General features: G+C 65.0%; 11 protein-coding genes. 5 read left to right on the top strand and 6 right to left on the bottom strand.

The window, feature by feature from the left end; all coding sequences use genetic code 11:
- Window positions 1-323: 323 nt before the first annotated feature.
- The 3 genes from E2583_RS21755 to E2583_RS21745 form a co-directional block, all read right to left on the bottom strand.
- Entirely contained in the window at window positions 324-1,142 is an 819-nt protein-coding gene (locus E2583_RS21755; protein ID WP_291598570.1) for a BPSS1780 family membrane protein, read from the bottom strand.
- 121 nt (window positions 1,143-1,263) lie between these two features.
- Window positions 1,264-2,220: a homoserine kinase gene (locus E2583_RS21750; RefSeq protein ID WP_291598568.1), complete on the bottom strand. Its 957-nt coding sequence runs from the start codon at window positions 2,218-2,220 to the stop codon at window positions 1,264-1,266.
- 118 nt (window positions 2,221-2,338) lie between these two features.
- On the bottom strand, window positions 2,339-2,701 hold the full coding sequence (locus E2583_RS21745) for a hypothetical protein (RefSeq protein WP_291598566.1): 363 nt from the start codon (window positions 2,699-2,701) through the stop codon (window positions 2,339-2,341).
- A gap of 98 nt (window positions 2,702-2,799) precedes the next feature.
- On the opposite strand from E2583_RS21745, the gene polA reads away from it, so the two are divergent.
- The 5 genes from polA (at window position 2,800) to E2583_RS21720 (ending at window position 8,959) form a co-directional block, all read left to right on the top strand.
- Complete coding sequence (gene polA / locus E2583_RS21740) at window positions 2,800-5,613, top strand: DNA polymerase I (protein ID WP_291598564.1); 2,814 nt, start codon at window positions 2,800-2,802, stop codon at window positions 5,611-5,613.
- 165 nt (window positions 5,614-5,778) lie between these two features.
- Window positions 5,779-6,459, top strand: coding sequence for an AzlC family ABC transporter permease (locus tag E2583_RS21735; protein ID WP_291598562.1), 681 nt, complete (start codon window positions 5,779-5,781; stop codon window positions 6,457-6,459).
- Window positions 6,456-6,767, top strand: coding sequence for an AzlD domain-containing protein (locus E2583_RS21730; RefSeq protein WP_291598560.1), 312 nt, complete (start codon window positions 6,456-6,458; stop codon window positions 6,765-6,767). Before E2583_RS21735 ends, E2583_RS21730 begins: the two co-directional genes overlap by 4 nt.
- 132 nt (window positions 6,768-6,899) lie before the next feature.
- Window positions 6,900-7,805 carry a dienelactone hydrolase family protein gene (locus E2583_RS21725; RefSeq protein WP_291598558.1) on the top strand — a complete coding sequence of 302 codons (906 nt, stop codon included), beginning with the start codon at window positions 6,900-6,902 and terminating at the stop codon, window positions 7,803-7,805.
- A gap of 200 nt (window positions 7,806-8,005) precedes the next feature.
- Complete coding sequence (locus E2583_RS21720; RefSeq protein ID WP_291598556.1) at window positions 8,006-8,959, top strand: ZIP family metal transporter; 954 nt, start codon at window positions 8,006-8,008, stop codon at window positions 8,957-8,959.
- Between the two features lie 100 nt (window positions 8,960-9,059).
- Here the strand turns inward: E2583_RS21720 and E2583_RS21715 are convergent, their stop codons facing one another.
- The 3 genes from E2583_RS21715 to E2583_RS21705 form a co-directional block, all read right to left on the bottom strand.
- Complete coding sequence (locus E2583_RS21715) at window positions 9,060-9,833, bottom strand: LytTR family DNA-binding domain-containing protein (RefSeq protein ID WP_291598554.1); 774 nt, start codon at window positions 9,831-9,833, stop codon at window positions 9,060-9,062.
- Complete coding sequence (locus E2583_RS21710; RefSeq protein WP_291598552.1) at window positions 9,814-10,884, bottom strand: sensor histidine kinase; 1,071 nt, start codon at window positions 10,882-10,884, stop codon at window positions 9,814-9,816. The genes E2583_RS21715 and E2583_RS21710 overlap by 20 nt, the downstream gene beginning before the upstream one ends.
- Window positions 10,885-11,068: 184 nt before the next feature.
- Entirely contained in the window at window positions 11,069-12,022 is a 954-nt protein-coding gene (locus E2583_RS21705) for a DMT family transporter (protein WP_291598551.1), read from the bottom strand.
- Window positions 12,023-12,421: the final 399 nt, after the last annotated feature.

The following is a 12,421-nucleotide window of genomic DNA, read 5'->3' as shown; positions in this document are numbered from 1 at the left end:
ACCGAACCCAGGGGGAGCAGGGGAGCGCCGGAAAAGAGTTGCAGGGCCTTACGACGGCTGAGCAGATTTTGTGCCATGAGAGTTTCGCAGTGTGGGGGTGAAGCGCAGACCGGGGACCGCGCTGAATGGGATGAATGCCAGGACATGAGATGCATGCCCTGTTCAGTCCTGCGAATCCTAGGAAACGAATATGACAGCGGCGTGGCTGCTTGATGACACCGGCATGAAGGACGTGATTGCCCTGGGAGGCGGGCGCAGACCTTTTCCGGGCGCAAAAAAGCCCCGGCCTGGTGGGCGGGGCTTGCATGGTCTGCCGCTGGCGCTTACAGATCCGGTGCGGGCGGAGCGTTGTCGATCAGCGTCTGCTCGGTGTCGGGCGGGCTGAAGCTGTCACGGAAGGTGAACACGATGGAGGTGAAAAAGATGGCCGCCAGCATCAGGGCCGTTGCCACCATCAGTCCCCCGGCAATGCTGCCGACGAGCATGGCCAGAATGCCGGTGACGATGGCCAGGGCCATGCCGGAGACGATGAACACGCCGATCCAGCAGACACCGAACACCACATAGGCACCGAGGTTGCGGATGCAGCCGACAAAGCTGAAGAACAGCGACTTGACGGGGCTGATGCCATGCCAGTGGATGAGCGCCGGCGCATGCCAGAAGGCCAGCGACAGCGGCAGGTAGAGAAACATGCTCAGCCACATGGCGGATTGGAACTCGGGCTCCTCGGCGAGTTCGCGGGACATGGGAGTCTGGCCCAGGTAGACGCTGGCAAACGTGCCGCCGTCGACCAGGCTGGAGGCGCCGATGATGAGCAGAAAGCCGGCGGCATAGAGGCCGCCCAGGATCAGCATGGAGTGCAGGTGCTGGCTACCGGAGCGAAAAGACACCAGCAGCAGCGCTGGTGTGGGCTTGCGACCGTGGGCGGCTTCGGAGGCCGCGACCATCATGCTCAGCGAGATGCAGGGCAGCAGTGCCAGCGCGATGACGGGGCCGATCAGCGGCAGGGCCGAGATCAGCGACATGCTGGCCATGCCCAGGAAGAAGAGGGCTGCCAGGGCCAGGGGCTGGCTTCTGAAGGTGCGCAGGCCCTGCAGCACCCATTGCAGACCGGTGCCGGGTGGAACGATTTGAAGTTTCATGGAAGAGGCTGAAATACTTTTGCGAGAGCGTGCAAAAGTCGCTCCTGCACTGTACCCGAGACGGCTGGTCGGGGCCATCAAAAGCCCCGGAGCACCGGGCTTCTTGGCACCCGGCCGGGGCTCAATCCAGCGTCAGGGGATGGGCGATGCGCTGGCTCAGCACGCGCTCGAAGTGGGTGGGGTCGTGGGGCTGCAGCAGGGCGGCTTCGCGCGGCAGATGGAAGTCCCAGAGGCGGGAGATCCAGAAACGCAGGGCGCCGGCCCGCAACTGGGCGTTGAGCAGCTCGCGCTCGGCAGCGGCCAGCGGGCGCACGCCCTGGTAGGCCGCGAGCATGGCCTTGGCGCGCCCGGCGTCATGGGCACCTGTTGCGTGATCGATACACCAATCATTGAGGCAGACCGCCAGATCGAAGAGCCATGTGTCCACGCCCGCGAAATAGAAGTCGAAGAAACCGGTGAGCCGGTCACCGTCGAACATCACGTTGTCGCGGAACAGGTCGGCATGCACGGGGCCGCGCGGCAGGGCCGCATAGCTGGCCGAGGCCGCGACATGGTTCTGGTAGGCCAGCTCGGCACGCAGCATGGCGGCGGCCTCCTCGCGCAGATGCGGCAGGACCACGGGAACGGTTTCGTTCCACCAGGGCAGGCCGCGCAGATTGGGCTGCTGGCGGTCGTAATCCTGGCCGGCCAGATGCATGCGCGCCAGCATGTCGCCCACGGCCGCGCAGTGCACGGCCGCCGGGGCCAGCTGGCTCTTGCCGGCCAGGCGGTTGACGATGGAAGCGGGCTTGCCGCAGACCTTGAGCAGGATGTCGCCGCTGCGGGTCTCGCTTTGCGGGTCCGGCACGGGAATGCCGGCCCGTGCCAGATGCTTCATCAGGTACAGATAGAACGGCAGCTGCTCGGCGCTCAGGCGCTCGAACAGTGTCAGCACCCACTCACCCTGGTCGGTTGTCAGGAAGTAGTTGGTGTTTTCAATGCCGCCTTGAATGCCGCGCAATTCCTTGAACGAGCCCAGGGACATGCGGCGCAGCAGATCGCGTGCATCTTTATCGGTAACTTCGGTGAAAACGGCCATGGTGAGTGCGCCGGTCTGGGGCGACCGACCGAACGAGCAGGGAGAAGGTGTCTATGCGCAACAGGGCAGTGCTTTGAAGCACTGCCCTGTCATGAATGGGGTGGCAGCGCGCCGCGCGTCAGAACTTGATGAAATTCCAGACGCGGGTGCCCGTGGTGTCGCCGCTGTTGTGGTCGCGGTTGCGCGCTGCGCGGGCGCCGTCGTTGGACTGCACCTCGTACTCGGGCATGGAGCCGACCTTGGGTTGCACGGTGATGCTCTGGGTCTGGCCGCCCACGCGGGTTTCATCGACACGGCTGCCTGCGTCTTCCACGCGGATATGTTCGATCCGCTGGTTGTGCTTGCCGGTTGCCGCCGTATTGTCCTGCCGGCCCTGGGGGGCCGGAGCGACTGCGGCATCGGCCGGCGCAGGAGAGGGGGACTGGGCCAGAACGGATCCGGCGGCCAGGCTCAGGAGGATGAAAAGTGGTGCAGCGCGCATGGTGTGGATTGTAGGGCGACTTCGAATTGTCCCACCAGGCGCTATCCACCATCGCCCTGAGGGCCGGGGGAGCCGGGCTCGCGTGCACAATCCGGGGTATGAGCAATTCCAAGACCCTGGTGCTGGTGGACGGCTCCAGCTACCTCTACCGCGCCTACCACGCCATGCCCGACCTGAGGGCGATTCCCGGCGACCCGGCCAGTCCGGCCACGGGGGCCATTCGAGGCATGGTGAACATGATGCAGGCGCTGAGGAAGGACGTGCAGGCCGATTACGCCGTCTGCGTGTTCGACGCCTCGGGGCCGACCTTCCGCGACGAGATGTACACCGAGTACAAGGCCACGCGCTCGCCCATGCCCGACGATCTGCGCAGCCAGATCGAGCCCATCCACGAGGTGGTGGCCATGCTGGGCTGGAAGGTGGTGGCCGTGCCCGGTGTGGAAGCCGACGACGTGATCGCGACGCTGGCGCAGATCGCGGCGGGGCAGGGCATACAGGTCATCGTCTCCAGCGGCGACAAGGACTTGAGCCAGCTGGTGGGCGAGCATGTGACCATCATCGACACCATGAACGGCAAGAAGCGCGATGTGGCCGGGGTGACGGCCGAGTTCGGCGTGCCGCCAGCCCTGATGATCGACTATCAGGCCCTGGTGGGCGACACGGTGGACAACGTGCCCGGCGTGACCAAGGTCGGGCCCAAGACCGCTGCCAAGTGGCTGGAGGAGTTCGGCTCCCTGGACAATCTGATTGCCAATGCGGCAGGCATCAAGGGCGTCGCGGGCCAGAATCTGCGTGATGCGATTGCCAGCGGCCAATTGGCGCTGAGTCGCCAGCTGGTGACCATGAAGACCGATTGCGATCTGTCCGCCTACATCAGCGGCCTGCCGCAGCTCGACGCCATCACGCTGGCCGAGCCGGATACCGCCGCACTCGTGCCGTTCTATGAGAAGTATGGCTTCAAGGGCCTGGTGCGCACCCTGGGCGCCGCAGCGGCCGACGCCAAGGCGGCCAGGCCCGGCAAGGCTGCCAGGGCAGACAGTGCCCAGGGCGGTTTGTTCGATGCCGATGACGCGGCCGCGACCGAGGTGGCCGTGGCGGCCCAGCAGCGCGATGTGCTCTACACCACGATTCTCGACGAGGCGCAGCTCGATGAATGGCTGGCCAAGATCGACGCCGCCGAGCTGACCGCGCTGGATACCGAGACCGATTCGCTGGACGAGATGGTGGCGCGCATCGTCGGTATCTCCTTCAGCGTGGCCGTGGGCGAGGCCGCCTATATCCCGTTGCGCCACGAGGGCATGGATGTGCCCGAGCAGCTCGATATGGCGCAGGTGCTGGCCAGGCTCAAGCCCTGGCTGGAGGATGCGTCCAAAAAGAAGCTGGGCCAGCATGTCAAATATGACCAGCATGTGTTCGCCAACCACGGCATCACCGTGCGCGGCTATGCACACGACACCATGCTGCAGTCCTATGTGCTCGAAGCCGACCGTCCGCACAATCTGACCAGTCTGGCGCTGCGCCATGTGAACCGCAGCGGCATCAGCTACGAAGACCTGTGCGGCAAGGGCAAGAGCCAGATTCCGTTTGCCCAGGTACCCGTGGACAAGGCTGCAGCCTACAGCTGCGAGGACTCCGACCAGACGCTGGACGTTCACAGGACCCTGTGGCCGCGCATCCAGGTCCATGCCGGTCTGCTGCATATCTACGAGCTGGAAATGCAGACCAGCGAAGCGCTGTTCCGCATCGAGCGCAATGGCGTGAGCATCGACGCGGGCGAGCTGGCGCGGCAGAGCAACGATCTGGGCGCGCGCATCCTGAAGCTGGAAGAAGAGGCCTACGAGATTGCGGGCCAGCCCTTCAATCTGTCCTCGCCCAAGCAGCTGGGAGAGATCTTCTTCGACAAGCTGGGCATGCCCGTGGTGAAGAAGACCGCCACCGGCGCGCGCAGCACGGACGAGGAAGTGCTGGAAAAGCTGGCCGAGGACTATCCGCTGCCCGCCAAGCTGCTCGAGCATCGCAGCCTGTCCAAGCTCAAGGGAACCTACACCGACAAGCTGGCGCAGATGGCCTTGCCCAGCGACGGCCGCGTGCACACCCACTACGCCCAGGCTGTGGCGGTGACGGGGCGTCTGTCCAGCAACGACCCCAATCTGCAGAACATTCCCGTGCGCACGCCCGAAGGCCGACGCGTGCGCGAAGCCTTTGTGGCCCCAGAGGGCAAGCTGATCGCCAGCGCCGACTATTCGCAGATCGAGCTGCGCATCATGGCCCATCTGTCGGGCGACGAAGCCTTGCTGAGCGCCTTCAGGAATGGCCTGGACGTGCACCGCGCCACGGCCGCCGAAGTCTTCGGCGTGAGTGTGGACGAGGTCAGCAGCGAGCAGCGCCGCTATGCCAAGGTGATCAACTTCGGCCTGATCTACGGCATGAGCAGCTTCGGCCTGGCCAAGAACCTGGGCATCGAGACCAAGGCTGCGGCCGCCTATATCGACAAATACTTCCAGCGCTATCCCGGCGTGAAGCGCTATATGGACCAGACCGTGGAGCTGGCTCATGCCCAGGGCTATGTGGAGACCGTGTTCGGTCGCCGCCTGGTGCTGCCCGAGATCAATGGCGGCAACGGCCCGCGCAAGAAAGCGGCCGAGCGCGCGGCCATCAATGCCCCCATGCAGGGCACGGCGGCAGACCTGATCAAGAAGGCCATGGTGGCCGTGCAGGCCAGGCTGGATGCCGAAAAGCCCGAGGTGCTGGTCATCATGCAGGTTCACGACGAACTGGTGTTCGAGCTGCCCGAAGCCGCCAGGGAATGGGTGCAGGCCGAGATCCCTGCCATCATGGCCGGGGTGGCCGATCTGTCCGTGCCGCTGCTGGCCGAGATCGGCTTTGGCAGCAGCTGGGAAAAGGCGCATTGATACGCTTTCGTCCCGGGGGCGCCCAGGTCTTGCCGGGGTGGCTCCTTAAAAAAGTGAGCTGCTTGCGCTTTATGAAAAATCACTTCAGGTTGTTTTCGACCTGAAGTGCTTTGTTTACAAGCGCTATAAGCTCCTGAATTGTTCCAGGTTGTTGCGGGAAATATCTTGTCCAAAGGCTTTGCAATGACGCCCGCCGTGCGCATGGGGCTGTCGATTTCGGTGGCGACGGGGCTGTACGGCATCTCCTTCGGCGCGCTGTCCGTGGCGGCGGGCCTCAACCTCTGGCAGACCATGGCGCTGAGCGCGCTGATGTTCACGGGCGGTTCGCAGTTCGCCTTCATCGGCGTGGTGGCGGGCGGCGGCAGCGGCATGGCGGCCGTGAGTGCAGCCTCGCTGCTGGGGGTGCGCAATGCCATCTACGGCATGCAGATGAGCCGTCTGCTGGGCGTCCAGGGCGTGCAGCGCTGGCTGGCCGCGCATTGGACGATCGACGAATCGGCAGCCACGGCATCGGGTCAGCAAGAGCTGGCGGAGCAGCGGCGCGGCTTCTGGGTCGCCGGGGCAGGGGTGTTTCTGCTCTGGAATCTGTTCACCTTGCTCGGCGCGCTGATGGGCAACGCATTGGGCGATACACGTCGCTTCGGTCTCGACGGGGCCGCGGTGGCGGCCTTTCTCGGCCTGCTCTGGCCGCGCCTGAATGCTCGCGAGCCGGTGGCGCTGGCGCTGGGCTGCGGACTGGTCACGGCGGTGGCCATACCCTGGGTTCCCGCAGGCGTGCCGATCCTGCTGGCTGCGGCCCTGGGGGCCTTCTGGGGCTGGGTGCGACCTTCGGAGGCCGGGCAATGACGCTGTCTCTGTGGCAATGGATCTTGCTGGCCTGCGCGCTGTCCTTTGTGACCAAGCTGCTGGGCTACAGCCTGCCCGAGCGCTGGATGCGCAGTCCGCGCATGGCCCAGATTGCGGCCTGTCTGACGGTGGCGCTGCTGGCTTCGCTGACGGTGATGAATACCCTGGCCAGCGGCACACACATCAGTCTGGACGCGCGACTGGGTGCCTTGCTGGTGGCGGCGCTGGCCCTGTGGCTGCGGGCCCCGTTCCTGCTGGTGGTGATTCTGGGTGCCGCTGCGGCGGCACTGCTGCGCTGGCTGGCCTGAGAACGCCAACCCGTTCGGGGTCCCTGCAAGGCACTGGCCTTAGACTGCATGGCCAGCCCCGCTTGCGGCGCGGGCCGCGCTGGCTGGAGATCGTCGACACGTTCTGAAATTCCATCAACCCAAGGAGGATCCATGAAGTATGAAGACATCGCTCAGGATATGCAGGGTTTGCTCGGCAGCAGCGCCGAGGCTCAGCCCAGCCGCCGCGCGGCCTTGCGCACTGCCCTGGGGGCGGGTCTGGGCGTGGGCTACGCCTGCGCTGCCGGCCCGGTCATGGCACAGACGGCCATCAGCACCCCGGTCGACGGTCTGACGGCAGGAGAGGTCCGCATCGATGTCCAAGGCTTCAAGCTGCCGGCCTACCGGGCCATGCCTGCGGGCAAGCGGAATCTGCCGGTGGTGCTGGTGATCTCCGAAATCTTCGGCGTGCACGATTACATTGCCGACACCTGCCGCCGTCTGGCACGTGCCGGCTATCTGGCGATCGCCCCCGATCTGTTCGTGCGCCAGGGAGATCCCATGGCCTATGCGGAGATGGCCAGGCTCATGAGCGAAGTGATCGCTAAGGTGCCCGATGCCCAGGTCATGGCCGACCTGGACGCCGCCGTGCAATGGGCGGGCGGCCAGGGCGGCGACGTCAGAAAGCTGGCCATCACCGGCTTTTGCTGGGGCGGACGCATCACCTGGCTGTATGCCGCACATGCCCCGCTCAAGGCCGGCGTGGCCTGGTATGGGCGTCTGCAGGGCAACAGGAACGACTTGCAGCCCAGCCATCCGCTGGATCTGGCGGCGCAGCTCAAGGCACCGGTGCTGGGCCTGTATGGCGGCAAGGATACGGGCATTCCGCTGGAGTCGGTCGAAGCCATGAAGGCCGCTCTCAAGACCGGCTCTGCGGCGGCCAGGGCTTCGGAGTTCGTGGTCTTCCCGGAGGCCCCCCACGCCTTTCATGCCGACTATCGTCCCAGCTACCGCGAGCAGGCCGCGCAGGACGGCTGGGCCCGCATGCTGACCTGGTTCAACCAGCATGGCGTGGCTTGATGTCTCATTCGCTGAAATTTTCGGCCCGGGGGGCTTGACAGCTTTGCTAAGGTGAAAGAAAGCCCGGAGTGCCCTGCACGTCATGCGCATCCGGGGCTGACGGTATGGGGATAGTCACCAGCGGGCCGCGTCGGGCGGCCCATTCTGCGAAAATCCCCAGGATTCGCCTGTAAAAGGCTGCGGTTAAGCCATATAAAGCTATGACATTGGTAGCAATTATTCTGGCCACCCTGGCTGCCGGTATCGGCAGTGTCTGGGTGGCCGCGTTGTTGATGAGTCTGGGGGGAGGACGCAAACCAGGGCTGATGCCCCAGCGTTTGCTGAGCCTGGCCGCGGGAGCCTTGCTCGCCACGGCCTTCATGCATTTGCTGCCCGAAGCGTTCGAGAGCCACGGCAAGTCCCATGATCTGTTTGTGGTGTTGCTGATCGGGCTGGTGTTTTTCTTCCTGCTGTCCAAGGCCGAACTCTGGCACCACGGCCATGAGCATTCCCATGGCGACGACCACCGGCATGCCTCTGCGCACCACGACCATGGTCGCAATCAACAGCATGATCACGATCATCAGCATGGCCCCGGCGAGCACGCGCATGGTCACAGCCATGGCAAGGGCGGCTGGGCCATTCTGACGGGCGACAGCGTGCACTGCTTTGGCGATGGCGTGCTGATTGCTTCGGCTTTCGTGGCCGATATCCGTCTGGGCCTGATCGCCGCCCTGTCGGTGCTGGCGCACGAAGTGCCGCATCATATGGGCGATATCGTGGTGCTGCGCCAGTCCAGCAGCAACCGTCGCGTGGCGCTGATCAAGGTGTCCATGGCAGGGGCCGTGACCACGCTGGGCGGAGTGGCCGGCTATTTCCTGATCGGACAGCTGCACGAGCTGCTGCCGTATTTCCTGGTCGTTGCATCGAGCAGCTTCATCTATGTGGCGCTGGCCGACCTGATCCCCCAGCTGCAAAAGCGCCTGAGCGCCAAGGAAACCGCTGCCCAGGTCTTCTGGCTGCTGCTGGGCATTGTCATCGTGACGGTGATGAGCGGCGCGGCGCACAACCATGGACACGAGCACGACCACCACGATCATGAAGCCGACATCGGGCATGTGCCTGCGCCCGCGCCCGCGGCCAGCCGTGAAGCGGCCCACAGGCACGGGCATTGACGGCGCGTGCAGCACGGGAAAAAGCCGGCTTCCAGCCGGTTTTTTCATTCATAAGACATCTCGCGAACGCCGAAGAAGGGGTTCGGGCAGGACGGCTGCCTCAGCAGTCGGGCCGTGGTTGCATCCGTGTTGGCGCAAGTCCGATATCCTTGAGTTCGGACCTGACCGCCGCCAGCTGGCGGCGCGAGACCGGCAGCAGCTCGCTCACGCCCTGCAGGCGCAGTCTCCAGCCTTCGCCTTCCTGGGGGTCGTCATATTTTTCGAGGCCGCGCAGGGCCGCGCGCAGCACCAGGGCGTTGCGGTGTATGCGCAGCAGGTGCTCGCCATGGCGGGTTTCGAGATCGGCCAGCGCTCCGTCGAGGATGTAGTTGCGCTGCACGGTGCGCACGGTGATGTATTTCTGCTCGGCCTTGAGAAACCGTACCTCGGACAGCGGCAGCCGCAGCGTGCCGCCGCGCTCCTGAATCACCAGCACGGGGCCGTTGTCCACGACGCTGCGGGCGCTCAGGGCACGTTCCGCTTTCTGCAACGACTGCTGCAGGCGCTCCAGCCGTACGGGTTTGGTCAGATAGTCCACGGCATCCAGCTCGAACGCCTGAAGCGCATGGCTGGCATGCGCCGTCACGAATACGACGGCGGGTGGATGGGGCAGTTCTGCCAGTGATGCTGCCAGCTGCAGCCCGTTGTGGCCGGGCATGTGGATGTCCAGCAGCACCAGCTGCACGGGGGCGGGCTGTGCGGCCCGCAGTATCTGCAGGGCCTGTTCGCCGTCGCAGGCTTCCTGGATATGGTGGGGGCCATGTGCGCAGTCGCCGAGCAGAGTGCGCAGTCTGGCGCGTGCCAGAGCTTCGTCGTCAACGATCAGAATGTGCATGGCGGGATTCTCCCGGTTTTGGCGCAGCCTGCAGCAAAGGCACGCTCAGGCGCACCACATACAGCCCGTCTCGCGCCCTGGCGCTGAAGCTGCCTTGCAGATCGTGCAGCAGCGACAGCCTGGCCCGTACGTTGTCCAGGGCCATGCCATGGCCGGTGCTTTGAGGCCCGGCGCTGGCGGGCGGCAAGGTGTTGATGATCTGGATCAGTGCCTGATTGCCGCGCCTTTCGGTGCGGACCTGCAGCTTGCCTCCGCGCGCACTGGGCTCCACACCGTGGCGGATGGCGTTCTCGACCAGCGGCTGCAGCAGCAGCGGCGGCAGCAGCGCTCCGTGCACGCTTTCGTCGAGCTGCCACTGCATCTGCAGGCGATCGCCAAAGCGTACCTGCTCGATGGACAGATAGCGCTGGGCCAGCTCTATCTCCTGTGCCAGCGTGGTGGTCAGATGGGGTTCGGCCAGCGCGTAGCGAAACAGGTCGCTGAGATCCTCGAGCAAGGCTTCGGCCTTGGCTGGTTCTGCGCGCACCAGCGCAATCGCGCTGTTGAGGGTGTTGAACAGGAAGTGCGGTCTGATGCGTGACTGCAGCTCGGTGAGGCGGGCCTGGGTCTGCGCCGGTGTGTTGCCGCGCGCGCGCAGCACCAGAGCCGTCACCAGCAGGGCGGCCAGCAGGCCGCCCGTGACGGCGCTGGCCAGCCAGGGGGTTTTGTCCATGCCGATGAAGAACAGCATGCCGCAGGCATAGAGGCCTGCAAGGGCGCCCAGCAGCACGCCGGCCAGGTATTGCCCGCGCGTGCCCAGACGCTGCAGCTGGTGCTTGAGGCTACAGGCCGTGATCAGCCAGACCAGGGTGCCGGGCAGGCAGGCACCGGTGAGCAGAGCCGCGCTGGAGAACCACTCCCAGAGCGATTCCGAACCATAAATCGCGGCCGTGCCCACCACCACCTGCACAAACAGCACGGCGCGCAGCACCACACCGGCATTGCAGGCGTCGAACACCAGGGCCGGGCGGGCCGAGGCGGGGGGGGCGGCGATGAGCGGTGAAATGGGCACGGGCGGTCTGTAGCAGTCCTGTATCTTGGAGGCGGATCGGGGTGAACAAAAAACGCACAGGGGACATTCCTGTCCGAATTGGCGTAAGTCCTGCGATTATTGGTGCGGAGATGCGCTGCGGCGGCAATTTGTGCGGCATCTGTCGGTTGGATGCATCAGCGTTTGTGCTGACTCAAACCGAGGCTCAGGCCCGGCCTGCGGCCTGAAAGCGTCTGAGCGACCAGACCACGCCGGCGAGAATCAGTAGCATGGGGGCCAGTTCCGCGAGCAGGGGCAGGCGCTGTTCATAGAGGAAGTGGTAGGCCAGGGCGAACAGGGTCTCGAACACCAGCAGCTGGCCCACGAAGGTGATGGGAAGGCGCTGGCTGGCGGCATTCCACATCCAGTTGCCCAGCCAGGACGAGAGGATGGCCACGGCCAGGTTCAGGAGCCAGAACAGCTGCCAGCGCCGGGCCGCCATGTCGGGGCTGCCGGCGCCGCTGGCCTCGGGCGATATCAGCCATAGCAGCAACCAGAGCAAGGCGCTGATCAGCCCGACGACCAGACCCCAGAGCGTGGACCACTCCGTGCCGTTGAAGCGGCTTTGTGCCAGGTAACGGGTGTTGTCCAGCGCATAGCGGCTCCAGCAGAGCATGGCCAGCACGGCCATCAGCACGCCCAGCAGATAGCGGCCTTGGTTGCCTGCGGGCCCCGTGGTCAGCGCATGGGCGTTGACAAGCACGATGCCGGCCAGAATCAGCGCCATGGGTGCCAGCATGCGGCGCAGCGGAAGCGCGCCATGGGTGTTTCGTCCCATCAGCGGCACGGTGACGGGCACCAGGCCCACGATCAGCGAGGTCACGGCCATGCCTATCCATTGCACGGCGGTGGCGACCAGGGCGAAGTACACCACATTGCCGGTCAGGGCAAGCCAGACCAGATGCCGGATATCGGACGCCTGCAGCCGGGGCAGCAGCTGTGTGGCCCGAGGCAGAAAAACGCACAAGGCCACCACGCCATAGAGCACGAAGCGGCCAAAGGTGATCTGCAGCGGAGAGAACTCCGGCAGCATGGCCGGCACGAGAAAAATCGCGCCCCAGAGCGCGCAGGCGGCCAGTGCAAAACCGAGGCCGGAAATCAGGGGTGAGCGCAAATGCATGCCGGGTGGCGCGTGGGCCGCTCGGGCAGCGGCCTTGGAGGAGAGTGAACGGAGACAGCGTGATTGTCCGCGCAAGCCAGAAACCGGGTGGATGCTGCCGGATTTCTACGCCTCGGAAGAGAAGGCTTGCAGGCCTTATTCATCAAGCGCAGGGTGCTATTGATTGGTGAGTGTGTCCGGTGTGACGGGTGTTTTGTCGCAGTGGCCGGCAATGGCTCTGGGGTGCAGTGGCGCCCAAGCCGGGTCAGCCCGATAAAATCCCCGTTTCTGCTTTGCACAGCCGTCACGCCAAACTTCTGCTCTGGGCGGCCTGTGGTTTTACGGGATTGTTGCCCTCACATGTCTACATCTGCTCCTTCGCACAACCAGCTCGATTCCAAGGCCGAAGCCTGGTCTGCC

The sequence above is a fragment of the Comamonas sp. genome, assembly GCF_009360615.1.
GTDB lineage: Bacteria > Pseudomonadota > Gammaproteobacteria > Burkholderiales > Burkholderiaceae_C > Comamonas.
The sequence above is the reverse complement of the archived record's forward strand: the minus strand, read 5'-3'. Positions and strand labels throughout refer to the sequence as shown.

Coding starts and splice junctions, on each gene's coding strand:
- E2583_RS21705 (WP_291598551.1), bottom strand. CDS start 12,022: ATGCATTTGCGCTCACCCCTGATTTCCGGCCTCGGTTTTGCACTGGCC.
- E2583_RS21720 (WP_291598556.1), top strand. CDS start 8,006: ATGACATTGGTAGCAATTATTCTGGCCACCCTGGCTGCCGGTATCGGC.
- E2583_RS21745 (WP_291598566.1), bottom strand. CDS start 2,701: ATGCGCGCTGCACCACTTTTCATCCTCCTGAGCCTGGCCGCCGGATCC.
- E2583_RS21725 (WP_291598558.1), top strand. CDS start 6,900: ATGAAGTATGAAGACATCGCTCAGGATATGCAGGGTTTGCTCGGCAGC.
- polA (WP_291598564.1), top strand. CDS start 2,800: ATGAGCAATTCCAAGACCCTGGTGCTGGTGGACGGCTCCAGCTACCTC.
- E2583_RS21715 (WP_291598554.1), bottom strand. CDS start 9,833: ATGCACATTCTGATCGTTGACGACGAAGCTCTGGCACGCGCCAGACTG.
- E2583_RS21755 (WP_291598570.1), bottom strand. CDS start 1,142: ATGAAACTTCAAATCGTTCCACCCGGCACCGGTCTGCAATGGGTGCTG.
- E2583_RS21750 (WP_291598568.1), bottom strand. CDS start 2,220: ATGGCCGTTTTCACCGAAGTTACCGATAAAGATGCACGCGATCTGCTG.
- E2583_RS21730 (WP_291598560.1), top strand. CDS start 6,456: ATGACGCTGTCTCTGTGGCAATGGATCTTGCTGGCCTGCGCGCTGTCC.